This is a genomic window from Saprospiraceae bacterium, from assembly GCA_016716185.1.
Lineage (GTDB): Bacteria > Bacteroidota > Bacteroidia > Chitinophagales > Saprospiraceae > Vicinibacter.
The window spans coordinates 113,895-140,181 of sequence record JADJWV010000002.1 but is presented as its reverse complement, the minus strand read 5'-3'; the positions used below and the strand labels follow the sequence as shown (position 1 = coordinate 140,181).

Annotated in this window: 28 protein-coding genes; 10 read left to right on the top strand and 18 right to left on the bottom strand. The window is 41.3% G+C overall.

Going from position 1 to position 26,287, the window contains the following annotated elements; all coding sequences use genetic code 11:
- Positions 1–27 precede the first annotated feature (27 nt).
- Positions 28–1,722 carry a DNA polymerase III subunit gamma/tau gene (dnaX, locus tag IPM34_02515; protein MBK8954413.1) on the top strand — a complete coding sequence of 565 codons (1,695 nt, stop codon included), beginning with the start codon at positions 28–30 and terminating at the stop codon, positions 1,720–1,722.
- Between the two features lie 5 nt (positions 1,723–1,727).
- The gene (locus IPM34_02510; GenBank protein MBK8954412.1) at positions 1,728–2,813 is read left to right on the top strand and encodes a quinone-dependent dihydroorotate dehydrogenase; all 1,086 of its coding nucleotides are present in this window, start codon (positions 1,728–1,730) and stop codon (positions 2,811–2,813) included.
- A 215-nt stretch (positions 2,814–3,028) separates the two neighbouring features.
- Here IPM34_02510 and IPM34_02505 read toward each other — a convergent pair whose 3' ends face one another.
- Positions 3,029–3,919, bottom strand: coding sequence for a flavin reductase family protein (locus IPM34_02505; GenBank protein MBK8954411.1), 891 nt, complete (start codon positions 3,917–3,919; stop codon positions 3,029–3,031).
- Positions 3,920–4,071: 152 nt separating this feature from the next.
- Here IPM34_02505 and IPM34_02500 point away from each other — a divergent pair, with 152 nt between their 5' ends.
- The 4 genes from IPM34_02500 to IPM34_02485 all read left to right on the top strand — a co-directional run bounded on the left by IPM34_02500 (position 4,072) and on the right by IPM34_02485 (position 6,877).
- Positions 4,072–4,596: a TlpA family protein disulfide reductase gene (locus IPM34_02500; protein ID MBK8954410.1), complete on the top strand. Its 525-nt coding sequence runs from the start codon at positions 4,072–4,074 to the stop codon at positions 4,594–4,596.
- 65 nt (positions 4,597–4,661) lie between these two features.
- Positions 4,662–5,219: a nucleotide exchange factor GrpE gene (locus IPM34_02495; protein MBK8954409.1), complete on the top strand. Its 558-nt coding sequence runs from the start codon at positions 4,662–4,664 to the stop codon at positions 5,217–5,219.
- A 23-nt stretch (positions 5,220–5,242) separates the two neighbouring features.
- The gene (gene dnaJ / locus IPM34_02490; protein MBK8954408.1) at positions 5,243–6,397 is read left to right on the top strand and encodes a molecular chaperone DnaJ; all 1,155 of its coding nucleotides are present in this window, start codon (positions 5,243–5,245) and stop codon (positions 6,395–6,397) included.
- A 15-nt stretch (positions 6,398–6,412) separates the two neighbouring features.
- Positions 6,413–6,877, top strand: a complete 465-nt coding sequence (locus IPM34_02485) for a gliding motility lipoprotein GldH (protein ID MBK8954407.1) — start codon at positions 6,413–6,415, stop codon at positions 6,875–6,877.
- 602 nt (positions 6,878–7,479) lie between these two features.
- On the opposite strand, the gene IPM34_02480 is transcribed toward IPM34_02485, so the two are convergent.
- Complete coding sequence (locus IPM34_02480; protein ID MBK8954406.1) at positions 7,480–7,818, bottom strand: single-stranded DNA-binding protein; 339 nt, start codon at positions 7,816–7,818, stop codon at positions 7,480–7,482.
- 178 nt (positions 7,819–7,996) lie between these two features.
- Here IPM34_02480 and IPM34_02475 point away from each other — a divergent pair, with 178 nt between their 5' ends.
- Complete coding sequence (locus IPM34_02475; GenBank protein MBK8954405.1) at positions 7,997–8,410, top strand: hypothetical protein; 414 nt, start codon at positions 7,997–7,999, stop codon at positions 8,408–8,410.
- Complete coding sequence (locus IPM34_02470) at positions 8,376–8,891, top strand: DUF1905 domain-containing protein (GenBank protein MBK8954404.1); 516 nt, start codon at positions 8,376–8,378, stop codon at positions 8,889–8,891. The genes IPM34_02475 and IPM34_02470 overlap by 35 nt, the downstream gene beginning before the upstream one ends.
- A 4-nt stretch (positions 8,892–8,895) precedes the next feature.
- On the opposite strand, the gene IPM34_02465 is transcribed toward IPM34_02470, so the two are convergent.
- From IPM34_02465 to IPM34_02445, 5 genes are all read right to left on the bottom strand, one after another.
- Positions 8,896–9,114 carry a DUF2892 domain-containing protein gene (locus IPM34_02465; protein ID MBK8954403.1) on the bottom strand — a complete coding sequence of 73 codons (219 nt, stop codon included), beginning with the start codon at positions 9,112–9,114 and terminating at the stop codon, positions 8,896–8,898.
- A 54-nt stretch (positions 9,115–9,168) separates the two neighbouring features.
- On the bottom strand, positions 9,169–10,263 hold the full coding sequence (locus IPM34_02460; protein ID MBK8954402.1) for a hypothetical protein: 1,095 nt from the start codon (positions 10,261–10,263) through the stop codon (positions 9,169–9,171).
- 66 nt (positions 10,264–10,329) lie between these two features.
- On the bottom strand, positions 10,330–11,883 hold the full coding sequence (locus IPM34_02455; GenBank protein MBK8954401.1) for an Rne/Rng family ribonuclease: 1,554 nt from the start codon (positions 11,881–11,883) through the stop codon (positions 10,330–10,332).
- Positions 11,884–12,265: 382 nt separating this feature from the next.
- Entirely contained in the window at positions 12,266–13,036 is a 771-nt protein-coding gene (locus tag IPM34_02450; GenBank protein MBK8954400.1) for a hypothetical protein, read from the bottom strand.
- Between the two features lie 9 nt (positions 13,037–13,045).
- Positions 13,046–13,372 carry an integration host factor subunit beta gene (locus IPM34_02445; GenBank protein MBK8954399.1) on the bottom strand — a complete coding sequence of 109 codons (327 nt, stop codon included), beginning with the start codon at positions 13,370–13,372 and terminating at the stop codon, positions 13,046–13,048.
- 214 nt (positions 13,373–13,586) lie between these two features.
- Between IPM34_02445 and IPM34_02440 the strand changes: the two genes are divergently transcribed.
- Both IPM34_02440 and gmk read left to right on the top strand, forming a co-directional pair.
- Positions 13,587–14,462, top strand: coding sequence for a YicC family protein (locus tag IPM34_02440; GenBank protein ID MBK8954398.1), 876 nt, complete (start codon positions 13,587–13,589; stop codon positions 14,460–14,462).
- Complete coding sequence (gene gmk / locus IPM34_02435; protein MBK8954397.1) at positions 14,462–15,040, top strand: guanylate kinase; 579 nt, start codon at positions 14,462–14,464, stop codon at positions 15,038–15,040. Before IPM34_02440 ends, gmk begins: the two co-directional genes overlap by 1 nt.
- Here the strand turns inward: gmk and IPM34_02430 are convergent.
- The 11 genes from IPM34_02430 to IPM34_02380 form a co-directional block, all read right to left on the bottom strand.
- On the bottom strand, positions 15,018–15,575 hold the full coding sequence (locus IPM34_02430) for a class I SAM-dependent methyltransferase (GenBank protein MBK8954396.1): 558 nt from the start codon (positions 15,573–15,575) through the stop codon (positions 15,018–15,020). The two genes, gmk and IPM34_02430, sit on opposite strands and share 23 nt — an antisense overlap.
- 11 nt (positions 15,576–15,586) lie before the next feature.
- The gene (locus tag IPM34_02425; GenBank protein MBK8954395.1) at positions 15,587–16,672 is read right to left on the bottom strand and encodes a glycosyltransferase family 4 protein; all 1,086 of its coding nucleotides are present in this window, start codon (positions 16,670–16,672) and stop codon (positions 15,587–15,589) included.
- Positions 16,673–16,718: 46 nt separating this feature from the next.
- On the bottom strand, positions 16,719–17,912 hold the full coding sequence (locus IPM34_02420; GenBank protein MBK8954394.1) for a glycosyltransferase family 4 protein: 1,194 nt from the start codon (positions 17,910–17,912) through the stop codon (positions 16,719–16,721).
- Complete coding sequence (locus IPM34_02415; GenBank protein MBK8954393.1) at positions 17,909–19,498, bottom strand: alginate lyase family protein; 1,590 nt, start codon at positions 19,496–19,498, stop codon at positions 17,909–17,911. Before IPM34_02415 ends, IPM34_02420 begins: the two co-directional genes overlap by 4 nt.
- A 6-nt stretch (positions 19,499–19,504) precedes the next feature.
- The gene (wecB, locus tag IPM34_02410; protein ID MBK8954392.1) at positions 19,505–20,599 is read right to left on the bottom strand and encodes a UDP-N-acetylglucosamine 2-epimerase (non-hydrolyzing); all 1,095 of its coding nucleotides are present in this window, start codon (positions 20,597–20,599) and stop codon (positions 19,505–19,507) included.
- A gap of 76 nt (positions 20,600–20,675) precedes the next feature.
- Positions 20,676–21,380, bottom strand: coding sequence for an acylneuraminate cytidylyltransferase family protein (locus IPM34_02405; GenBank protein MBK8954391.1), 705 nt, complete (start codon positions 21,378–21,380; stop codon positions 20,676–20,678).
- 70 nt (positions 21,381–21,450) lie between these two features.
- A complete protein-coding gene (neuC, locus tag IPM34_02400) occupies positions 21,451–22,623 on the bottom strand; it encodes a UDP-N-acetylglucosamine 2-epimerase (hydrolyzing) (protein MBK8954390.1) in 1,173 nt (390 codons plus the stop codon).
- Positions 22,613–23,617 (bottom strand): N-acetylneuraminate synthase family protein, encoded by a 1,005-nt coding sequence (locus IPM34_02395; protein ID MBK8954389.1) that lies wholly within the window; start codon positions 23,615–23,617, stop codon positions 22,613–22,615. Before IPM34_02395 ends, neuC begins: the two co-directional genes overlap by 11 nt.
- A gap of 2 nt (positions 23,618–23,619) precedes the next feature.
- Positions 23,620–24,567: a Gfo/Idh/MocA family oxidoreductase gene (locus tag IPM34_02390; protein MBK8954388.1), complete on the bottom strand. Its 948-nt coding sequence runs from the start codon at positions 24,565–24,567 to the stop codon at positions 23,620–23,622.
- On the bottom strand, positions 24,560–25,141 hold the full coding sequence (locus tag IPM34_02385) for an N-acetyltransferase (GenBank protein ID MBK8954387.1): 582 nt from the start codon (positions 25,139–25,141) through the stop codon (positions 24,560–24,562). The genes IPM34_02390 and IPM34_02385 overlap by 8 nt, the downstream gene beginning before the upstream one ends.
- Before the next feature lie 2 nt (positions 25,142–25,143).
- Positions 25,144–26,262, bottom strand: a complete 1,119-nt coding sequence (locus tag IPM34_02380; protein ID MBK8954386.1) for a DegT/DnrJ/EryC1/StrS family aminotransferase — start codon at positions 26,260–26,262, stop codon at positions 25,144–25,146.
- Between the last annotated feature and the right edge of the window lie 25 nt (positions 26,263–26,287).

Here is a 26,287-nt window from a genome sequence, read left to right as displayed (position 1 = left end):
TTTTCCCTACATTTGCCCCTCTTTGATATGAGTCATTTCGTCGTTTCTGCCAGAAAATACAGACCCCTCCGCTGGGCCGATGTCATCGGACAGGAACACGTGGCTTATACCCTGAAAAATGCTCTCGCCAAAGGACAAATCGCACATGCATTTTTGTTTTGCGGCCCCAGAGGAGTTGGAAAAACCACCTGTGCCCGCATCCTCGCACGCGTTCTCAATTGCAATCAACCCACTTCCGATTGGGAACCCTGCAATAGCTGCGATTCGTGTAAAGCCTCCATGGAAAATGCATCGTTCAATATTTTTGAACTCGATGCGGCGAGCAACAACTCTGTGGATGATATTCGAGAGTTGGTTGAACAGGTCAGATACCAGCCTCAATATGGAAAATTCAAAATCTACATCGTAGATGAAGTGCATATGCTTTCCACCGCTGCTTTCAATGCATTCCTGAAAACACTCGAAGAACCACCGCCATTTGCTAAATTCATTCTGGCTACAACAGAAAAGCATAAAATCATTCCTACGATACTCAGTCGTTGTCAGATTTATGATTTCAGACGGATTAGTGAAAAGGACATCGTGCGTCAATTGCAATCTATCGTCGAGAAGGAGCAACTTAAAGCAGATGAAGAAGCACTCTACCTGATCGCTCAAAAAGCAGATGGCGCTATGCGCGATGCCTTATCCATGTTTGACCGCATTAAAAGCTTTTCTGGAAATGAAATCCGGCATAAAGATGTCCTCGATAACCTGAATATCCTGGATCACGATTACTATTTCAAATTTGTCGATGCTTTTCTCCGGGAAGATGCCGGTGCAAGTATGATGCTACTCGATGATGTATTGAGATACGGCTTTGATCCTGAAGTTTTGTTGGAAGGTCTTGCCGGCCACTTCAGACAGCTTTGGGTCATTAAAGACCAATCCACGGTCAATCTGGTCGAAGGCAGCGAAGTGCTTCAACAGCGCTACCGTCAACAGGCAGAGGGTTGTAACAGCTCTTTGTTGATGACCTGGCTGGATCTGGTCAATGAAGCTGATGTCAACATGGTTCGTGCCAGAAATAAAAGATTGCATACAGAAATTCTGCTTCTCAAACTGACTTTTATTTCCAGAAAGAAACCATTACCAGCAGCGCCCTCCATAGAAAGCGAAGAAAAAAAAAACACCCTGATTCAGGAAATTCCTGAAAAAGAACCCGCCAAAACTTCTGCACGTCCTGTCAAAAAAGAAGTTCCTGCTTTGTCGATTCCTCCGGTCAGTTTGAACATACCAAAACTGGGCAACATCGATCAGTTGAAGACCAAAATCATTGAAGAAGAAAAGCTACGCAAAGAAAATCTCATTGCATTTAATGAAGAAGCAGCTTTAGCTTTCTGGAATGAATTGCTCGAATCCGAACTTCCGGTTTCTCTGAAAGCATTCATGAAAGCTGCAGTCTGTAAAGTTGAAGCCCACTCCATGCACATCATGGTAGGCAACGTTATATCCAGAGAAACCATCCGTGCCGAATTAAAACTGGACGAAAGGATTAGAAAGACTTTTTCTGATAAAAACATTCGTGTTTATATTGAAATCGATCCGACGTTGGCTGACCAGGAAAATAAAAAACCCGTGAAGTATTATTCCGGAATTGAAAAATGGGAATTGATGGTTCAGAAAAATCCACATCTTGCATCATTTAAAGATAAATTGCAACTCAAACTGGACGAAGACTAACCGCCATGTTCTGGAAAATTATCAGATACTTTTTCTTTTGGTTCGATGCGGAACGCGCCCATTACCTTGCAATGGATTTATTATCCCTTGCTATAAAAATTCCAATTTTAAATAAACTCCTTATTCATTCGTTTTCGTTCGATCATCCGGACTTACATGGAGAGTTTATCGGAATGGCATGCAAAAATCCTATAGGCCTGGCTGCGGGATTTGACAAAGACGGAAGATGGCTCAAACTTCTACCGTTGTTGGGATTCGGTCATATCGAACTGGGGACCGTGACCCCATTTGCACAAGAAGGAAACGCCAAGCCAAGATTATTCAGATTAAAGAAAGATGAATCTATCATCAACAGGATGGGCTTTAACAACCTTGGTGTGGAGCAGCTTGCTTTGCGATTGCAAGAATTTCAAAAACCGGAAGGTTTTATTCTCGGCGGAAACATTGGAAAAAATAAAAACACCAGCCCTGAAAAAACAGTCGATGACTATTTGTATTGTTTTAAGATTTTATTTCCTTATGTAGATTACTTTACGATCAATGTAAGTTCCCCCAATACACCCGGATTGAGACAATTGCAGGAAAAGGAACCTCTTGATCAACTTTTGTCATCTATTCAACAAGAAAATGAAAACCAACCCCAACCGAAACCATTGTTTTTAAAAATTGCACCTGATCTGGAAAACGCTGCTTTGGATGACATCCTCGAAGTTGCTCTAAAAAATAAATTGTCAGGCATCATTGTAAGTAATACCAGCATCACCAGGCCGGAGAGCCTTAAAGAAAAACAACTTATTCATGAAGCCGGCGGGCTTAGCGGTGCTGCGATCCGGGAACTTGCGCAGTCTAAGCTGGAATATCTGGTGCAAAAATCAAATGGATCCATGAATTTCATAGGTGTTGGTGGGATATTCACGGCATCCGATGCCATTCAGCGCATGCAAGCCGGTGCGGGATGGATTCAGATTTATTCAGGCTTGATATATGAAGGTCCGTGGATGGTCAAAAAAATCAAGAGGGGATTGGCGGAAGGGGAATGGAAGAAGCGGAGGTACCAAGGCTCAAGGCCTAAGGCAGAAGGGAGAAGTTGAAAAATATTAAGCAAAAGGCAAAAAAGCGAAAAGCTTTAAGCAATTGGTATGCATGGTGTACAAAACTAACGAACGTTTGTTAGTTTTATACACGGACCAACACTCGGCGACCGGCATCTTTCAAAGATCATCGAAACTGAAAACTGCTCCCGACATGAAGATTTTTGAATGGTACTGTTCAAATCTTGATGTCGGGACCGCAAACTGCAAACTGTTTACTGAGGACTGCTCCCTACTCCTGCAAGCAAGAAGGCCGCTTTTTCAAGATCTTTCTGATGAAATAGTTCCATGGATTTTTTATGGATGGATTCGAGAGACTGATTTAATATGGATTGCAATTCGGGATGCTGTTGCAGAAATTCATGGGCCTGTTGACGATCTGGAAAATGTTTCATGCCTGCAAGTGCACCGATGAAATTTGCAGAAAGTTCGTGGCTCTCTCTTACGTGTTTGGGTAAATTGGGATATCCCACAACGGGCAAATGTTGAGACTGTGGCAATGACAACAATGCATCGCCACTGGCTCTTACGTAAAAAGCCCGCCCCATACGGCCCATGAGATCCAGTTTGTTTGGATCGATCTTATTTTGGTCGTCGAGGACGTGCTCTGAAATATGCATTCTTACAACCTCACATAAAATAAGATGACCTGCTCCTCCATGATCGCCCAGCGTGATGATGTCGGTAACCCTGCATTCCATGTTAACAGGAGATTCTGCAACGAGTGGTGGTTTCACCACATCTGCTTCTTCTGGCGTGAGCCCTGCCTGTTCAAATTCAGAAACACCTTTTGGAAAATCAACCGAACAGACCATCATTTGTCTCACAATCTCGTAATTGACCACATTGACAACGCACTCTTTGTTTTTTTGGATGTTGTGCAAGGTATCCTTAGTCGTGTTGCTTTCCACCCTTCTGTTGGATGAGAATACCAGTATGGGCGGATTTGAACTGAAAGCATTAAAAAAACTATAAGGCGCCAGATTCCGAACCCCATTTTCGTCAAGGGTACTCACAAATGCAATAGGCCTTGGAGCAACCGCTCCTAACAAATACTGGTGCAACTCACCGGTGGGTATCGTACCCGGAATGATCTTTTTTTTCATGGAATATGGATTCAAATGTTCGGCTGAGGAACAGGACTATAAACCCATTCGGGTTTCAATTGTTGTTGTCTGAGCCTCGAAAATTTATCGCAAACGGAACAAAATACGCAACAGATGGTATTTTGCGGACTTTCTGAATTTAAATACACGAAATGAAAAAATTACTGCTTCCAACGGCTGCAATACTTTTTATAGGATATCTGGTCTATTATTTCTTTTTTAATTCCATGCTGGTACTGGGCCAAATGGCTCCTGATTTTCAGGCGACAGACCTAAACAATGATTCCATCAAACTCGAACAATTCAAAGGCAGATACCTTTTAATTGAGTTTTGGGGATCCTGGTGTGCCCCTTGCAGAAAGGAAAATCCGATTCTCGTCATGATGTACGATAAATATCGGAACATTAAGTTTAAGACTGCAGATGGCATTGATTTCCTGGGTGTAGCTTTAGAAAAAAACAAAGAAGATGCCATTAAAGCTATCGGGAATGATGGTCTGAACTGGCCTCACCACATCATCGAAGAAAATTTGATGCAAAGTCCCATCGCCCAAGCCTATTCGGTGCGGTCTATACCTTCAAAATTTTTGATCGGACCAGATTCTCGAATTATCCTTGCAGACCCAAGCATTGCCGAGTTGGATGCGTTTTTGGCCTATCAAACTCAAAAAAACTGACAAATTGACCTGTTTTTTGGGTTGGCAATATTATTGACCTCTGCAGAACAGTTTAAATACATGACATGATTGAGGAAAAAAATTTGGCAAATGAAGAAGTATTAAAGGCCCACGAAAATGGAGCTGAAGAATTAGAAACTTCGGAGTCTGCTGCATTGGAAGAAACTGAAAGTACAGCTTCAGGGCTTGTTGAGGAATTGGCTTCCCAAAAAGACAAATATTTGCGATTGTATGCCGAATTTGACAATTACAAGAAGAGAAGCCTGAAAGAAAAAATTGAATTGATCCGCAATGCCAGTCAGGAACTGATTCAGGATCTGCTTGTAGTTTTAGACGACTTCGATCGTGCCAAAAAATTGTCGGAAGAACAACAAAACGATTCCATTTATCCGGAAGGAATGCGCCTTGTCCATCACAAACTGATAGGAATTTTGCAATCAAAAGGACTCGAAGAACTGGAGGCCCAGGGTTTAAAGTTTGATCCGGAATTTCACGAAGCCATTACTGAAATACCGGTGCAGGATGAATCCATGAAAGGAAAAATCGTCGATACCATTGAAAAGGCTTATCTCCTGAATAAAAAAGTCATTCGATTTGCCAAGGTCATTGTTGGTAAACAATGATTTAATACCTTATTGTTATTGAAATGTCGAAAAGAGATTATTACGAAATATTAGGAGTTGCAAAGTCATCAGATTCCGATGCCATCAAAAAGGCCTATCGGAAAGTGGCCATGCAATACCATCCGGATCGCAATCCGGGAGATAAAGCAGCAGAAGATAAATTCAAGGAAGCGGCAGAAGCCTACGAAGTGTTGAGTGACCCGGATAAAAAAGCCAGGTACGATCGCTATGGTCATGCAGGTGTCGATCCGAATTCTGGTTATGGTGGGGCTTCAGGCATGTCTATGGATGATATTTTCAGTCATTTTGGAGACATTTTTGGAGATTCCGGTTCTCCATTTGAATCCTTTTTTGGAAGAGGCGGAAGTGGAAGAAGCCATACAGGTAATCGCGGAAGTAACCTGCGCATCAAGGTGAGTTTAAGCCTCGAAGAAATTGCCACAGGAGTCACTAAAAAAATCAAAGTCAAAAAACAACTGGTTTGTAAAACTTGCCAAGGGTCGGGTGCCAAAGACAGCAAGAGCGTAAAAACCTGCAGCACTTGCAACGGGCAAGGATACGTCAGGCAAATAAAAAATACATTCTTAGGTCAAATGCAAACGACTACAAGTTGTCCTAACTGCAACGGTACAGGACAAACCATTGCTGCCGTTTGCAACAGTTGCAGAGGCTCAGGGCATGAAGTTGGTGAAGAAACCATAGAAATTCAAATACCTGCAGGTGTAGAAGACGGCATGCAATTGTCGATGCGAGGTCGCGGCAATGCAGGAAATCATGGGGGTCCGGCAGGCGATTTATTGATCAGCATCGAACAGAAAGCGCATGAACAATTTAGCCGTGAAGGAAATAACATTTACTACGATTTGTATCTCAATTTTGCCGATGCAGCTTTAGGTTGTCAGGTTGAAGTTCCAACTTTACAAGGTGCTGCCAAAATTAAAATTCCCAACGGCACTCAGGCCGGTAAAATTTTCAGATTAAAAGATATGGGATTACCTTCAGTACAATCCTACGGAAAAGGTGATCAACTTATTCATGTCAATATCTGGACACCAAAGACATTAACATCCGAAGAAAAAGCTATTTTAGAAAAATTAAAAACCATGCCTAATTTCCAACCCGATCCGGGTAAAGCAGATAAAAGTTTTTTTGAACGGATGAAAGAGTATTTTAGCTGATCCTAAAGAATACTCATGTTTCATAAATTCAGTTTTTATTTGCTTCTGATTCCCATTTTTCTATCCTGTTCGTCTAATGATACGTACTTACAAAAATTTGAAATTGCTGAAAGAACATGGCATTCCAGCCAGGTAGTTCAATTTGATTGGGACATCGTCGACACGACATCCTTTTACGACATGGAACTTGAGATTACCCACGAGCTCAACTTCCGATTTCAAAATCAATATGTAAAAGCCTTAACTGTATTTCCCGACTCCACTTCATCAGAACAAATTTTAAGTCTCGAATTATTTGACAGCAGCGGCAGGCCTTATGGAAAATGCGGAAATGCAGTTTGCAAAACGCCCATTCTACTTCAACCGAACATCAAGTTTCCTTTTCCAGGATCTTATCATCTTAAACTTCAGCAGAACGGCCGCGAAGCCAGTAGCCAGGGAATCCATGCCATCCAATTGAAAGTGATAAAATCCATTTGATGTATGGAATTTATTAGATCCTGAATAATAATAGGGGATTTCTAAATTACCATCAGAGGAGACGTGTGAATTTTTTAGGATCAAGTTAATTTTATGCGGAGTAGCCTAAATTAAGAAGGCTTGGTTAATTTAAATAAAAACGGACTCAACTTAATGTAATTAACCCAGAAACGAAGACTGGCCTTGTTATTATTGATTAATCATCCCAATTCATGCAATGGAATCCAGTTTCTTAGCTTAAAGGCGTAAGGCATAAGGCGTAAGGCATAAGGCAAGGCTTAAGGCGTAAGGCGTAAGGCATAAGGCTTAAGGCATAAGGCGTAAGGCTGAAGGCGTAAGGCGTAAGGCGTAAGGCATAAGGCAGTCTCAAACCTTTGCCACGAAGGCTCTAAGGCTCAAAGTTTCGCAAATTGGATCTCTTGCTATAAGAAATTACTCCCCATACAATGAACTTGCCCCATTTTTTAAACCCGGATTATACTGCGTACCCCGCATATCGGGAAGGAGTTTAAAAAATTTGCACAACGAAGGGCCAGAGATTTTTAGAAGTGTCCATAATCAAAAGCCGGACAATAAACCTGCCCGGCTTTCCGGTGAATAACTCAGGCTTTCTTACCCAACATCATAAGCTCGTTTAAAACGATCTCCGTGATGTACTTTTTCTCGCCATCTTTGGAATCGTAACTGCGCGAAATGAGTTTGCCCTCAATGGCAACTTCACTTCCTTTCGACAGGTATTCCTCGACGATATCGGCAGATTTACCCCAGGCTACTACCTGATGCCACTGTGTGTCAGTGACCTTCTTGCCATCTTTGTCGTTGTGTACGTCATTGGTGGCCATAGTGAAGCGTGCCATTTTCGAGCCCTTTTCAAACTGTTTGATTTCGGGATTGGCGCCCAGATTTCCTATCAGGCGCACACTGTTTCTAAGGTTGTTCATACGTGTTAAATTGTAATTGTGAATAATATGTTTTTCATCTGATCAGAATGAAATCGGTGCAAGATCAAAGTTGTCTTCTGAAATAAAAAGTATTATCCGTTTATATACGGATAAAATTCAGGTCTCCCGTTTTTGCCGTTTCGCGATTTCTTTTATCTTTACTATGAAATACACTATTATGAACACACAAAAGACATGTCTCGTTTGTGGAGCTATCCTCATGGGCAGATCCGACAAAAAATTTTGCGATGACCACTGCAGAAGTCAACACCATCAAATGCAAAATCGCAATGTACCGTCCTGCATCCGATACATCAACAAACAACTGATGCATAACCGCAATGTACTTTCACATGTATACCATTCCCGATGTAATCCGGTTATTTCTGCAGACGTTTTAAAACACCTGGGTTTTCTCCCGGATTATCACACCCATGTGATGCAATTGAAAAATGGATTGGAATTAAAAATGTATTACGATTATGGCTGTCTGATAAAAAATGCTCAGACGATTAGAATTTACAATCCGCCTAAATCGAAATCACTATTGAAATGGTATGATAAAATTTCAAACAATCATCAGGAAGTTTGATAAGAAAGGTGAAAAAACTGGCTGGACTTATGCCGAAATTAGCCTGGACATTGCGCAACAAATAAATCCGGGCATCAAAACCTCTTATCGGGTAAAGGGATTTTTAGACCAGCACCCGGTCGAAGGATTGAGTATTCTTCCAATGGGAGGTGGAAATTTTATACTTCCATTGAATGCCGCTATGCGTAAACTTTTACATAAAAAAGCAGGCGAACGGATTAACCTTGAATTGATGCCCGACAGCAGCGCTTATCAACTTCATCCCGAACTTTTGGAAGCACTGGAATCCGATCCAAAGGCCATAGCTCATTTCAATACCTTGAGTAAATCACACCGGAATTACTTTTCCAAATGGATCGAAACAGCCAAAACTCCTGAAACGCGGTTTAAAAGAATAGAAGCTTGTTTTTTTGCTATGTTAAAAAAACAAGGATACCCCGAAATGATGCGGGAAAAAAAATTAAACAAGCCTGATTTATGATGGCTTACTCTTGATCCTCTTCGGTTTCCCGAATGGTAGAAATTCCAAAGGGTAAATACAAAGGGCAAAAACGCAGATAAGAAGTCAATAAAAATATGGCTCCTAATAATAGCGCAATGGTTGCAGTCAGGCCGCTTATCTGCCCTGTCATATACAATACAACGATAAGAATTGCAATGCCTGTTCTGATCAATCGGTCGACCCGACCCATATTCTTTTTCATAATTAAAATTTTATCAAATTTCCCGAAAACTCACCATACATTTTGTAACTTGAGTTACATTTTATATTTGAATAAATCAGCTACGCGCTCATCCAAAACTTCATAAAGGGATTTACCCAAATCAACATTTTTATACCCACTATATGATCTTGCCGCCTGCAGATCTTTCCCGAGTTCAATATCATCCTGCGATTTACAATAAAATAATTTCTTTCTGTGCAACTCCTCTGCCAGGTATTCCTGTTCAGGTTGGCCTGGTGTTGGAACCAGAAAAGCCGATTTACCTAATACACACAAATCCAATAAACTGGAGTATCCCGATCTGCAAATAATTTGTTCCGAACTGCACATCAGGGAGTTTAAAGTGTCGCCTGAAACTAACTCGTGAATTTCAAGATGATCCTTGAGATATGGAAATCTTTGTATCAGGTCTGTTCCTTTTTTGGTGCCTCTCACCAGAACGCAGGAACAAGGCAGCAAGCTCCTGAGTTGTTCCATTAAAATATCTTCAAAATGACTGCGCTGAGGCTCGGGTCCGGATAATATAAAAGCGTATTTATATTTTACTTGCAAATCCAATACCTGAAATCTGGATAAAACCCCTATAAAAAAATGCTTCGAAGATTTGAACAAATGAGACAGATCTCCACTTAAATTTTTTTCACCTTCAATATCAGGTATCCATATTTGTCTGAACCGAAAATAAAAAAATTTCATCCAAACATCACTGACCCATTCAAAAAATCTGTTGTGCAAGTTAAAATGTAAATGGTGGGTAATGATTGCCGAAGCAATACCGGGCTGCGCTGCACCGAGGCGGGCATCCGATACGATCAAACCGATATGTTCCTTTTTACAAATCTTGCGCACCACAAAAAATTCTTTGATGATGGCTATATGCATTTGAATCAAATGCAAGCCCATATTTAAATACATGTTTTTGAAAGGATAAGTAATGCCGTAATCGGGCAGCTCATACACTTTTAAATTTGGGAATTCCAGTTTCAGCAGGTCATTGCCCGCACCGGAAGAAGCCAGGACCACAGGATATCCTCTTTTGATGAAATATCTGATTACGGGTATGGTTCTCGTTACATGCCCCAAACCCCAGTGTTGCGGACAAATCAATACATTTGGCAATTCTTTCATTCGCAGAGCCGTCCAATAGCCGTTGTAAATATAGGCGTAGGTCCGTTGCCTGTATTTTAAATTTTCTTAACCCTTTAGTCGGATTTCTTCGTCGGGACCGTCAAAAAATTTAAATTCTATCAAAGGCAGATCGGGATTTTCCCTGATGCTGATCCATTTCATATATTTAAAAAACCAACGGAATGCAAAATTGTAAATGCCCTTTTTCAAATAAGCTGCAATAAACGGATGGACCTCCAGGCTCAGTTGCTTCGTAGGTCTCGTACTTTGAATAAAGTCGAGATCTTTCTCAATATGTTCAATGAGAAAAATGGAAGCATTGGCTTTTCCGGTTCCTGCACAGGAAGGGCATACTTCTGATGTATCAATTTTCAACTCCTGTCTTTCCCTTTGCCGGGTAATTTGCATCAATCCAAATTTACTCAGGGGAAGTATCGTGTGTTGGGCCCGGTCATTAATCATGTACTGCTTCATCGCATTGTAGAGCTCCACTTTGTTTTCGGAGTTCTTCATATCGATAAAATCAATAATGATCAAACCCCCGATATCCCGCAATCGCAATTGTCTTGCAATTTCCTGGGCAGCTTCTTTATTAACCTGCAATGCAGCATTTTCCTGATCCTGGCGCTGCGATTTGGGCCCACTGTTGACATCAATCACGTGCATGGCCTCAGTGTGTTCGATAATGATGTAGGCTCCGCTGCTTAAGGTAGCCGTGTTACCAAATGCGGCTTTGATTTGTCGTCTGACTCCAAAGTTCTCAAAAATGGGTTTGCTTCCTTTGTAAAACTGTACAATATTGGCTTTCTCGGGTAAATTATTTTCGAGATAAATTTTAATGCCCTCGTAAATATCTCTGTCGTTTACCACAATTTTCGAAAAACTACTGTTCAGTAAGTCCCGGATGATGCTCGAAGTTTTATCCAGTTCACTCATGAGCTTAGCGGGTGGTTTCGCCCGGAACATTTGGGCATGCATTGCTTTCCAACGTTCGCAAAGGTTGTTGATCTCCTCGTGCATTTCAGCAACTTTTTTACCCTCTGCTGCAGTTCGAACGACGATTCCGAAATTCTTGGGCCGGATGGACTCCACCAGGTGAAATAACCTGTTTCTTTCCTCCGAATTGGCAATTTTCTTCGATATGGCAATGGTATTGTTAAACGGAGTGAGGACCAAAAATCTGCCCGGGATCGTAATCTCACAAGTCAATCTGTGCCCTTTTGTAGAAATGGGCTCTTTGAGGATCTGAACTAACAAATGAGCGCGTTTGTCGAGCACCTGGGCAACTTTGCCATTTTTTGGAATTTCGGGCTGCAATTCAAACTGATCCAGCAATCCACCGGTGTACCTGCCGTCAACTGAATCCTGCGTGTACTTCAGATTGGAATTAAACAGCGGACCCATGTCCGTGTAATGTAAAAAGGACTCTTTCCTGTGCCCGATATCCACAAATGCCGCATTCAAACCCGGCATGAGCTTTTTTACCTGCCCAAGGAAAATATCCCCGACATTGTATTGTGTGTTTGACTTTTGCTTGTGAAGTTCTACCAGTCTTTTGTCTTCAAGCAAAGCAATCTCTACAGAACCTTGTTGTGCAGAGATAATAAGTTCTTTTTCCATGCACCATTTATAAATGATGCGAAATGTTTGCAAACATCACAGCATGGAGATAGCTGTACGTATGGTCTTAAAGTCAATCCCGTTTGGCCCTGTTGGTTTCTTCGGTTTTAGGAAAAGGCCGAAAAGGAAATTTGCCGGTTTGGGTATTCGGTTTGGGTACAAACTTAAAAACCATATGACAACCACCCTGAACCGGATAAATAACCGGACAGCGCAGTTTTAGAAGTTAGAGAAGAAAGATTTTCCATCTGTGGAAATCGCAACATTACGCAGAATAATGATTCTACCTGTTCTTCTTCTTGTGCCTGTTCTTTCTCAATCGCTTTTTGCGTTTGTGCGTAGCGATTTTATGTCTTTTTCTTTTTTTACCGCAAGGCATAATTTATTGTTTACAGTGAATTATATATTTTTCTATTTCTTGAGTCCTATGGGTCTGATTCAGCAAATCAACCATTAAACAATTGGTTTTTTGATGAACCGGATCCGCTTTTAAAACTTTCTTTAATCTCGATTCCGCTTTTTCGAATTGCCCGGTCTGCATCCCCAATTCCGCAAGTTGAATCTGCAGAGGCAGGTACTCAGGAACTTTTTTCTCCAGGTCCAGCATCATTCTGATCCCTTTCATGGGTTCGTTGCCCGGCAGTTTTACAAAGGCCAGAGCTTTGTACATTTCGTATTCCGCTTCATCGGGATCCAACGACAATGCCTGATCGAAACTACTGACAGCCATTTGCTGACAAAACAATTTTTGTTTAGGATCGGTTTCACTTTCCAGTCCATATAAAAATGTTGTTCCCGCAATTTTCCAGCTTTCGGCCGTTTTTTCCAGGGAAGCCACCTGGCGTGCATAACTGCCCGCTATGCTATGCGCTCCCTGCCTAAACCAATAACCCGAAATTTCTTTGTAAACTTCAATGCTGTCTGCCCCGGTACTTACATTCGAAAATTTGGTATTTAAAACATTCAGTTCAGCTTTCTGAACTTCATTCAGTTTTTTCATCTGAGCCTGGATCAGGTTTTCAACACCGGTTGCCTCGAGATCCTTGATCCGCTCGCCCGATGACTTTCTGATTTTTGGTGAAACGGTACTCAGCCCAAAATAACAAAGCAGCAGCAGACAAAAGAAAAGGATTCCTAACCTGATAGGATTCATGCGCTAAGCTTAAAGATCATCTCCTTCATCTTCATCCTCCTCAGAATGCTCGGGCTCTTTCCCCAGTTTCACGTGATCGACAAATATCTTAGCCGGTTTAAAGGATGGGATAAAATGCTCGGGTATCTCAATTGCTACATTCTTTTTGATGTGTCGGCCGATCTTTTTAGCTCTTTTCTTGACAACAAAGGAACCAAATCCTCTGATGTAAACATTTTCACCCTGTGCCAGGGATTGTTTGACTTCCTTGAAAAACATTTCAAGAGATACCAGGACATCAACCTTGGGAACTCCGGATTTTTCTGAAATCAATGCTACCAGATCAGCTTTTCTCATTTGCTTGATATTTAGAGAGTTATGAATAGCCGCCCTAAAAGAGCGTGGCAAATTTCGCAATTTAATTTGGTTCTCAAAACTTTTATTGGTTTTTTTATTACAAATTATATATTATAACTTTTTCTATATCAAGGAGATATGCTGGTTTTACAGGGCTTGTACCCGCACATCACAAGTAAAAATAATCCTACCTTAGTGCCTCAAATACCGAAGTATGTTATTGTCGATGACAGGATTTGGAAACGCCAAAGGCCACTTTGAGGGACGCGAGATCGTAATCGAACTCAGATGCATCAACTCCAAAGTGAATGATTTCCGACTTAAATTACCCAACAGCTATCGCCAGCACGAGCTCGATATCCGGAAAATGCTCAATGACAAAGTCATACGAGGAAAACTCGATCTGACAATTTCCATTGATTCCGATGGCATAACCGATGAGTTTACTCTGAACCATGCTCTTTTTAAGAATTTTTACAATCAAATCCAAAAGCTTTCAGATTCTATCGATCTCAAACAATCCGATATTCTGAATGCCATCCTCAAATTCCCGAATGTGATCACTGCTCAGGATACCCTGATTTCAAAAAATCAATACGATTATACTCTGGATCTTTTGAATGAAGCCATCGAAAAACTCAACGATTTCAGATCCATCGAAGGAACCATCATAGCCAATGACATGGCTTTGCGTACACAATCGATACTGAACCACTTGCACAAGGTAGAAAGTCTGGATCCCGAACGTCTGAGCTTACTCAAAGAAAAACTTAATAAAACCATTGAGTCCAATCTCGACTCGGAAGCCATCGACCGCAATCGCTTCGAACAAGAGATCATTTATTATCTGGAACGCCTCGATATCACCGAAGAAAAAGTCCGCCTCAAGCAACATTGCGAATATTTTCTCGAGGAACTGAATAAAAAAGGAATGATCAAATCCCGAAAACTTAATTTCATCAGCCAGGAAATAGGCCGGGAGATCAATACACTCGGTTCGAAAGCGCAATTTTCACCCATCCAAAAACTGGTGGTCAATATGAAAGATGATCTCGAAAAAATCAAAGAACAAATGGCAAATATTCTTTAATGAAATCCGGGAAAATCGTCATACTCACTGCTCCTTCCGGCTCGGGAAAAACGACACTGGCCAAATACCTCCTCGAAACGTTTAATAGTCTTTGTTTCTCGGTTTCAGCCACTACAAGAACTCCCAGATCCGGAGAAATACATGGTCAGGACTACTATTTTATGCAAACCCACGACTTCCTAACAAGTGTTCGTAATCATGAATTTTTTGAATACCAGGAAGTATATACCAACCAATTTTACGGCACTTTACATAGTGAGATCAATAGAATCTGGGCTCTTGAAAAAATCCCTCTGCTGGATATAGACGTCATGGGAGCATTTCGGATAGAATCTGAAAATAAATACGACACCCTGAGCATTTTTTTGAAAGCTTCCAATATTGAAGTACTCAGGCAAAGATTAAAATTGAGAAATACGGACAACGATGATTCCATATCCAAAAGAATCCAAAAAGCGGAAATTGAACTGGATTATGCCAGACATTTTGATTATGTAATCACAAATGATAAACTCGACTTGGCCAAACTGCTGGTGAAAGAAATTGTTTCAGATTTTACAGGGCAACAGGCTGAATAATGTACACATACTCCGTCGCCATAAATTTATACCAGAATTTATCTTCTCCCGGTTTCCATAGAAATTTCAATCTCGGAAATTTTACAAAAGCTAATCTTTTCAGGCGATACCCTTTGAAATGGCTTTCTATATCGACACACTTCCGTTTGTAATAAAACATTCTTAATATCAGATTTGAACAATTCCACCGGCTTACTACCAGCGTTTTCTGAAACCGGTTTTGGATCTTCTGAAGTATGCGGATCTGGTCGCTGAAATTCATGTGATCAAGTACCCCAAGCAGGAAAATAAAATCGTATGTCTCATTTTCCAATGGGTAATTCAATATATCTGCACAGTAAAAATCCTCTTCTTCTTGAAAAGGAAACTGATCAATCCCTATATAGCGGATGTTATTTGAATTCAGATAAGGTTTTATAAGCATTTCGCCGCAACCCAGATCGAGTACACTGCCCTCTCTAATATCTAATTCTTTAAGCACGGCCTGAATCCTGTTATGATAATATCTCCTGTTTTGAAGGATTTTATGCTGCATTCTGCTTTAAATTAACGATTGGAATTTAACGGGTGCTGGTTGATCAGCTTATTCAAAATCTTGTCATATCCCTGTATAATCCTGCCCATCGCAAAATTATTTAAAATGCGTTGCCGGCCATTTTTTCCCATTTGTTCCAATTCTGTTTCCGGCAAATTCAAACATGCCTCCATGGCAACATAAAGTGACTGGCCGCTCTCAGGTTCTACTAAAAACCCATGCAACCGGTCTTCAACGGCATGTTTACATCCGGCTACACGCGTTGTAATTACAGGCAATTCCATGGACATGGCTTCCATTAAAGAGCGGGGCATCCCTTCCCGGTAGGAAGGCAAAACAAAAACCCGGGCTTGCCTTAAATAAACACGCACATCCTGCTGGAATCCCAAAAAGCGGATCTGTTTGTTCTTTTGAAAGTGCTCAAACTTCTTCTCCTGCTTTTTATGATTACGCTCATTTGCTGGTCTCCCTAGAATCCACCACTCTGCTTGTGGGTAGTATTGGGCCAATCGTTCCGCCGCATCCAAAAATTCAAAAATACCTTTTGCTTTGATCAGCCTTCCGACAAAAAGAAAAATAAACTTTTCACCCTTCTGCTTCCCGGGCTCCGGTTTAAAATATTCCGAATCCACTCCGCTCCCGGGAATACAAATGCTTTGAGCCTCTTTAATCAATTTCTCTTTTACAAACCAAAGTCTGTCTTCTTCATTGTGAAAAACAACTACTTCGTTCTTTTGCAAAGCCATTTTATAAAAATTAAAAATGAACTTATGCCATCCGGTTTTCTCTGCTGCGAATCCAAGCCCTGTTAAATTCGAAACCGTCCTGATGCCGAGTACTCGGGAAGCCAGACTCCCGTAAATATTTGGTTTCACCGTATAATTCAGCAAAAGATCCGGTTTTACATCCCATAAATTTTTTAAAATTTCAACAAAACAAAAAATATCCCATACCGGATTTTTTGACACCGGCTTTAAAAAGTTTAATAAACGAAATCGAACGTGCGATGAAAAATTCAATTGTGCACAGAACTCGTCTTTACCGGCAAATACATGAACTTCGTGGCCTGCTTCACAAAAATGTTTTATCAGTTCCATTCTGAAGTTATAAATATTCCAGCATGAGTTGGCTACAATTGCAATTTTAAACGGCATCTGTATGTTTGTGCATTACTTGAATTACAGATTCAACCATATTGCGTGTTACCGTAGTGCGGTTGTATTTTTCAACAAACTCCGGTCTGGCCTCTTTTTTGTAAATGTGCTGCACCAGATAATCGCAAACTGCATCCACATCTCCCGGATTAAATATAAAAATATTATTCTTTACCTCCGATTCCATAAAATCTCTCGTGTATCCCGATACTCCTGCCAGTACAGGTATGTCGCCCGCTGCATATTCGAATAATTTTGATGGCAAAACCTTCTCCAGCGATTTAAATGGATGCAGATGAATTAAAAGATAATCGGAATTGGAATAATAGCTGAGCAATACAGACCTGTTGACCGGGGGAATGCAATTCACATTTTTTATATCCTGTTTATAAATTTCCCTGTTCAATTTATGCATAGCAGAACCATTGCCAATGATTAAAAACCTGAAATGCGCTTCGAGCTTTTTTGCCAGGGCAGGAATAAAATAATGCAGCCCCTGTGCCTCTCCAACATTTCCAGCATAGCATATGATTTTTACCTGTTCTTCCGGATGATCTGTTTTTTTCCAATTCAGGAACATTTCATCGATGCCGTTCGGATAAAAACTTGTGGTGCCTGTAAAGTCTTTGGGAATCGAAGAAAGAAATCCACGGGAGTTTACATTGATGTGTGCCGCTTGCAAAAGACAGGGCTTCTCAAAATATTTACCAATAAACCAACTGCTAAACTTAGCTAAAAAAGGTATTCGCAGAAATTCTTTTAAATTTTCAACAAACAGATCTCTGAGATCAATGTAATAAGGGATATTCACCATTTTTGAAATCCGGTAAGCCAGATATCCCGTAAATAATTTAGAAGTTGATGCAAAAATAAAATCGGCATGAATCTTTGGCGCCTTATGTCTTACGTAATTAAAATATACATAAAATGAACGCATTTGTAAAAAAAATCGATTCTTATGTTGTGGAACAGGGATGCGATAAATAAATAAATTTCCTTCTTGTTCAAATTCAGCTGCTGGCTCAATATGGTTGGAATAACGATTCGGCTGGGTACAAAATAAATGAACTTCTGCCTGCGATTCCAACCTGCCTGCCAATGCATTTGCAAGTGAAGCATTCCTGAATGATCCCGCACTGAGGTCGGGGGGATAGTGATATGATAAATAGATAATTTTTTTCAAGAACTCCAGCTTATCCTTGTTTGCAAACAACCGTAAAAATACACCAGAATACGCTGAGCTGTTACAGATTCGCAAAAGTTAAAATTCTGCTGATAGGTTTCTACTTTGATTTCCCTTGCTCCATCAAAATTAAATTTAATTCCTGTTTTTTCGAGAACCACTGTTTGCTCCACAACTTTCAAGTCACCAGCCACGTGATCAAAATGAAAAAGAGCAAGGGATCGTTCCGATGAATTCTTTACGTAATCAAATTGGTCTTCAATCCTTAATTCGTTTTCCTGCAAACTGAATTTTCTTTGATGCACATGTCCCTGATACCATTTTACTTTAGCCGATAAACGATCCGGAAAGTCCTCTGTGATTTCAAGACAGGCTCTTCGGGCCATTCGAAAGGAAGCCCACAGTTCAGACTGGTTCTGGTCCTGACATCCTACAACCACATTATGAGATGCTGATGCTCTCTGGAGCAAGCGTTCAGGGGATACTTCGTAAGTAGATATTCCTGTATCGACCAGTACATCTTTTTCATGAATATTCAGACAAAAATGAAGCATGTCGGCATGCTGATGCCCCGGTTGTTCCGTAGCAGTAATATTTCCTGCATTGACGATACAAAGACAACTTGCATTCGAGAGTTTTCTATACCCGCTTTCTTTCAATTCATATGTCTTTCCAACATCAAGATTGTTGTTATAATAATTGCTTAGTTTTTCAAAAATAATCTTATCCAATCGAATGCAATCATTGAATAAGGGCACAATTTTAAGATGGTGTGTCACATACATAATCCAGTCAAACATTTGTTTGCACTTTTCATAAAGTTGATCCCTGTATGTTTCGCACTCCTTGGTTTCTTTTAAAATCAGATATAAACCAGTCAAATAACCAAGGATATCCAAATGATACGAAAGACTGCGTTCGTAATGGGCTCCGTCGGGCAGGATCTGCCTTTGTATTTCCTTCATTAATATTTTCAAATAATGCTGAAGCCTGGCTGAATTGCCCAATGCCTGAAATCCATAACACAAGGCAATGTAATTTATAAGCAGGTGATTGCCCGATAAGTGGTATTCCGGGTGCAACTCCAGGTATTCCAGCTGCTTCTGATAAGCGGTTTGAATTCCCTTATCGAAATCCTGGAACCGGGGTCTGCCCGCCCAAATATGGATTAACCTCAGAGATACCGGAAAAGGCTCAAGTAAAAGCTGCCCGGAATTGATTTTATCAGAAATGTCTTTAAGTAAAGTGATCTGTATTTCTGTATCTAGTGTTTTATCCAGTAGAAAATCCAGGTATTGCAACTGATAATTCCATAGTTTTCCCTGATCCCGATCATTCCAATCCGGCAATTTTGCATATTCCTTTTTCAAATGAAATATTTCAAGCTGGTTTAATTTCAAAATTTTCGTTCGCACCGGAAGAAAATTCAAATCCACAAAATGTGTCCGGAAATTAATTCCCTGGTATCTGCGATAAGATCCGGAGACGTGAAAAATTCGATCGGCAATTCTGTACTTTAAAAAATAGATCAGCTGTTTAATATGCAGATATCGGATCGTATAAAAATATTTCAGGATTAAACTCAACGTGGATTAAATTTCATGAAATACATTTGCAATTCTTTGCCCGGCCTGGCCATCCCACATTTCGGGAATACAGGCTTCTCTGATATTTCCCTGAAGCACTTCATAAATCTGCCGGCAGGCATTTTCAACATTTAAGTCGCTGATCAATATGTTTGAACCCATTTCGGTTGTAATTGGTCTTTCCGTGGTTTTCCTGAAAGTAAGACAGGGTATTTTAAGATAAGTGGTTTCTTCCTGAATTCCACCCGAATCAGTCAACAACATTTTGCTGTTTTTCATCAGTCCGATAAAATCGAGATACGCCAACGGAGGAGTGAGAATTAAACCTTTAATTTGCTTTAAATCTTCCCATAAACCAAAATGCCTAAGCCGGTCTTCAGTCCTTGGATGCACCGGAAATACCAGGGGCAATTCAGAAACGATATACCTGATCATGTCCAGTATTTGTTCAAGGCCTGAGCGATAATCCACATTAGAAGGCCGATGCATGGTCATCACAGCATAATCTTTTTGTTCCAGTCCGTGTTGTTTCAAAAGTGAAGAAGCGTTTGCATTTGGCAAAAAATAAATCAGGGAATCGATCATACAATTACCGACAAACCGGATTTTATGAGCGGCAATGTTTTCTTTGGCCAGATTAATTGCTGCCGAATTTTCAGTTGTGAATAAAAGATCGCTCAGTTGATCCGTAAGTAATCTGTTAATTTCCTCGGGCATCTGCCTGTCAAAACTCCTCAATCCGGCTTCCACATGTGCAACAGGTATACTACAACGAACACTTGTTAGCGCACAGGCCAAAGTCGATGTAACATCTCCGACAACAACCACCCAGTCTGGTTTTTCCAGCTGGAGGACTTTTTCAAAGGATTGCATGATTCCTGCGGTCATCTGGCTGTGGCTTCCCGGTTGTACCCCCAAAAAATGTTTGGGAAGATCGAGATTCAATTGTTTGAAGAAAATATCGCTCATGTTTACATCCTGGTGTTGTCCGGTATGGACAATCTGCGACTCCCACCTGCCCCCTTCCTTCAGTGCCCGGTGCACAGGTGCAACTTTCATAAAATTGGGTCTGGCCCCTACAACCTGGATGATCTTTCTCATTTAAGTTTTGATGGTATCAATTTATAATTTACTTTACTATGTTTCAGCTCATGAAGAAGCCAATTTTAATGATCTTTTATTTTTTTACATTTTTTTGTAACAAAAATTCTGCAAATTCGAGATCCAGCAGATCGTTGATGTCAATTGATCTTTCCGGAGGCATGACATAAGCTGCACAGGAGTCATTCAGCAATTTTCGGGATCTGATTAATTCTATGCTGCTCATATAAACGGAGCCGTTTCGAACATAAATTTTATCCAGCAAATGTCTGGCCATATGATCTCCCGTATCTTCAAAATAAGGCAACAACTTTCCATCCCTGATGTATTTGAATTTAGAAGGATGCAGATCAAATTGTACTTCTCTTACGCTGACCGCACAGTCTGTCTTTAATTCCAGCAGCCTTCGGATGGTAGCGTCGATGTCCTCCCCTTTGGTGAACGGACTGCTTGGCTGAATGATGACCACATATTGAGGCGTTTCCAAATTCAAACCTTTCATTACTTCCAAGGTGTGTTCCACGTATTCCAAAGCCGTTGATGTATCGCCGGATATCTCATCGGGTCTTTGGATCTGCCATATTTTATTATTATAGGAATCAGCAAGCTTTAAAATTTCTGTAGAATCAGAACTCAATGCAATATAATTCAGGAGACGGGAATCCAATGCTGCGTCAATCGCATATTCAACCAAAGTTTTACCGGCCAGCTTTCGCAAATTTTTCATCGGTACCCTTTTGGATCCCGATCTGGCAGGTATGATTCCTAAAATTGAAGGCATCTGGTGGTCTGATTATTCTGATTAATTTAAATCTGTCCAGTCGAAACCGGATCTCTTAAAACATTTTTGATCAATATTGAATTTTCTTCTCAAAACGCAAGGGACTTTTAGCCAAAGCATTGGCAATTTGTACTCCGGCCTGTCCATTTCCATAAATAAATTCAGGTTCATAATGGCCATGACGTATTTGATTCTCAACAGCCGAACGGATCGCAAGTACATCGTGTTGAACGTCGACAACATTCCTGCCCCGCGCCCTTCCTTGTTGCCTTTGCCCTATATTTACCACGGGTATGCCCAGAAAAGAACATTCGCGTATTCCCGCACTTGAATTCCCAACCAGACATTTACATTTTTTCAACAGTCTCAAAAAATCTTCCGGCTCCATATTTTTGAAGAAATGAATTTTTGATTGCGTATGCTTTTCCCTGAATGCCCGAATCCCTTTGGAAGTGCCATCTGATCCTGCGTCCACATTGGGCCAGAACCACAAACAGGGAATGCCCATTTGATGTATAGCCTCCAGCGTAATTTCCACCTGTTTTCTGGCTTCATCGTATTGGGTTGTAACCGGATGTTGCAGGACTACAATGAAGTGGTCCAGATCCACTTCGGAAATCCCTACACCACCATATTTTTTCACCGGATCAAATTCGCTTTGATTGTTACTTTCACCTGCTATCCTTTTGGCAAGATCCAGTGACGGGCAACCGGTAACGATCACATAATCGGGATCTTCTCCCATTCTGAGGACTCTGTCGCAGGCTTCTTTCGATGCCACCAAATGCAGATCCGATAATTTAGTGATGGCGTGTCTTACTTTCTCATCGATGTTGCCGGTAACTTCACCACCCTGAATGTGAACCAAAGGAATGTTCATATAACTCGCAGCAATGGCAGTAGCCATGGTTTCAAACCGGTCTGCTACCGTAACTACTGCATCCGGCTTTAAATGTTCAAAAACAGTCGTTAGTTCGAGTATTCCAAGGCCGGTAGTTTTTGCTTGTGCCTGTAGATTTTCTCCTTCGAGCACATTAAACACTTTTGCCTCAATTTTGAATCCGTCCTCTTCGATATACCTGAATGCATTTCCATATCGGTCGAGCAATGCTGATGCCGCAACAACCAATTGTAAATTCAATTCAGGATGTTGTTGAATGGCTTCCAGTGCAGTCTTCACTCTCGAATAACTCGGTCTTGCTGTAATGACAACACAAATATTTCTGCGCGTATTATTCGACATCAGTCCAGTTTATAAATTCAAAAGCCTGTATATCGCTGATTAGTTTTTTTCCCAGCAGCATCTTAAAGTCGGATGCCGGAATACCGTGGCCCATGGGTTTTTTGGTTTCCAGATCTTCCAGACAAACGACATGGCCGGATTGAAGATCCTTATTGACGGCCAAAGACTTTCCAAACATTATTTTTAATTCGCTAAATATCTCATCGCTCTCTTTCGAAAAATGACTGTTTGCCGAACGGTCTAATAAATTCAGGGCTTGTCTAAGCTCTCCGATCTCATCCACTGTAAGCGATGCTTTTGAATCGGGTCCAAACATTCTTCGATCAAAAACACTATGCACTTCGATGACTTCTGCACCCAACGCGCATGCAGCCACTCCGGCATGTATGGTACCGCTGTGATCGGAAAATCCGACTGGCAATTGATAGCGTTGTTTGATCTTTCCGATCTCTGCCAGTCCCCATTGCTCCGGTTCACTGGGATATGCCGTTGTACATTGCATGATGGTCATGTGCTGATGGTGCTTCCTGATGGTTTCAACTGCATGATCCAGTTCCACTTGCTTGCTCATTCCGCTCGACAATAAAACGGGTTTACCGGTCTTTGAAATAATTTCCAACATCAGGCTGTTGTTGACTTCTCCCGACCCGATTTTATATCGCTTCACCTCCAATTGCTCCAGAAGTTTTACTGCTGCAATTGAAAACGGACTGGCGAGAAATTCGAGTTTCTTTTCTTCACAGTGTTTTTTAATACCCAACCATTGTTCAAAACTCAATTCCATTCGCTTCCAATAATCAAATCGCGATGCGTCCTGATAGGAAAATTTCGTTCTGAATGGTTCCCAGGGACTGCTTTCTGCCTGTGCTATGTGTAGTTGGAATTTTATGGCATCCACTCCCTGTTCTGCCAGGGCATCGATGTAGGAATGTAAGATCCCCAAACTTCCGTCGTGTGCTTGTCCGATTTCCGCGATCAGTTGCGTATGTTTCATTATTACAATTGAGCTACAGCCAAAGGATGATAATCGCCTGTGAGTCCGATCGCTTCCATATTTCTGATGTCGTGAACCGTTTGTATAGAACATCTGGCTTCTTCGAGTCCGAAACCTTGCCCCGACAAAATTCTTTGATAAGACACGGTGTGCAAATCTGTAAATCCCTCGCTGAATTCAAATTCTTCGCCATTGATTTCCAGACATCGGTAAGTTGTTTTGCCACTGGATCTGATCTTTTCGGGTAAGGTATTTTCATTGATGCTTAAAAAATATCGAACCTTGGCGTTTTCGTATTCCAAAAATCCCGCCACCCGGTCGTGGCTCAATAAATGAACAATATTGTTTTGAACGTTGCCAAACAACCATCCCAATAAATCATAAAAATGAACTCCGATGTTGGTCGCGATGCCGCCGGATTTACTGATGTCGCCTTTCCAGCTTGAATAATACCATTTTCCACGGGAAGTAATGTATACGAGGTCTACGAGATGCTTGCCGGATACTTGTGACTTGCTTAGACTTTCCTTCAGGGCAATCACTTTAGGATGCACGCGAAGTTGAAGAATGTTGTAAACTTTTCTGCCTGTTTCTTCTTCCATTTCTTTCAAAGCATCGATATTCCAGGGATTCAGGACCAGAGGTTTTTCGCAAATCACATCGGCATCGAGTCTCAAGCCAAAACGAATATGCGCATCGTGCAAATAATTGGGAGAGCATACGCTCAAATAATCGATTCCGTTTTCTTTCCTTCGGAGTTTGTATAAATGCCTGTCGAATCTTTCAAATTCTGTAAAAAAATCAGCTTCCGGAAAATAAGAATCCATGATGCCAACCGAATCGTTTTTATCCATCGCTGCAACCAATTCATTTCCGGTCTCTTTGATGGCTTTCATGTGCCTGGGAGCAATGTAACCCCCCGCACCGATCAATGCAAATTTTTTACTCATGGATTTTCTGTACTTGTCCGTTTACAATTTTATACTTTTCACCTGATTCCGGACAGATCGCTTCGCTACGTTCATCAAAGTGCAACTTGTGTCCATATTCGCTCATCCAGCCCATTTGTCTGGCGGGGTTTCCAATGACCAGTGCATAAGCCGGTACATCTTTGGTCACCACTGCTCCGGCACCGATAAATGCAAAGGTTCCGATCTCGTGGCCGCAGACAATGGTTGCGTTGGCGCCGATGGTAGCTCCTTTCCTAACGAACGTTCGTAAGTATTGGCCACGCCTGTTCACTGCACTTCGTGGATTGATCACATTGGTGAACACCATCGATGGTCCCAGAAACACATCGTCCTCGCAAATCACTCCGGTGTAAATAGAAACATTGTTTTGCACTTTCACATGATTGCCCAGGATGACTTCTGGTGAGATCACAACATTTTGTCCAAGATTGCAGTGGTCTCCTATGATGCAACCGGACATGACATGTGAAAAATGCCAGATTTTTGTTCCCTTTCCTATGGAGCAGGAATCATCTATGATCGCGGTCGGATGGGCATAGTAACTATCATCCATAATTATCCTTCTAAAAACGTTAAGACTTCTTTGATGATCACATCCTGTATTTCCGGGTTTAACTCCGTATGCATGGGCAATGAGATCACTTCTTTACACAACAACTCTGTAACGGGTAATTGCTCAATACCTCCCGAGTATTCTCGAAAAGCTTGTTGATTGTACAAAGGTACCGGATAATAGATTGCATTCGGAATATTCTTGAGGTCGAGATACGTTTTCAGTGCATCTCTCTTTCCATTGGTCACCCGAAGTGTATATTGGTGAAAAACATGCCTGGAATGGTTGTTTCTGTATGGCGTGATCAATGCCGGATGTCCGGCAAAAGCGTTATCGTAATAATCTGCAGCCTTCCTTCTTGCATCGATGTAGGTATCGAGGTATTTCAATTTGACATCGAGGATGGCAGCCTGTATGGCATCCAGCCTTGAGTTTACACCAACAACATCGTGGTAATACCGGGTCGAACCTTGTCCGTGGTTTGCAATCATCCGGAGTTGTGCTGCCAAATGGTCGTCCTGGGTAAAGATGGCTCCACCGTCTCCATAACAGCCCAGATTTTTTGAAGGAAAGAAAGAAGTACATCCGATGTGTCCAATGGTTCCAGCCATATGAACCGTCCCGTTTTGAAATGTATAAGCCGATCCGATCGCCTGTGCGTTGTCTTCAATGACAAACAATTGGTGTTCTTTGGCAATTTGCATGATGGTTTCCATATCGGCACATTGACCAAACAGATGCACGGGTACAATGGCTTTGGTCCTTGGCGTAATATTCATGCGGATGGCATTGGTATCGACATTGAAATCATCGACGTAAACATCGACCATAACCGGTTTTAGTTTCAATAAAGCGATGACTTCTGCCGTAGCCACGTAAGTAAATGCAGGAACAATGACCTCGTCTCCGGGTTCGAGACCCAAAGCCATACAAGCAATTTGCAAAGCATCTGTCCCGTTGGCACAAGGAACGACGTGTTTGACCTGTAGATACGATTCCAAATGCTCTTTAAAAGCATTCACTTTTGGTCCGCCGATAAAAATGGTAGAATCCAAAACCTCCATCAATGAAGATTCAATTTCCGTTTTAATTTTGGAATACTGGGTGGCAAGGTCCACCATATGTAATTTCATACTCATGATTTCA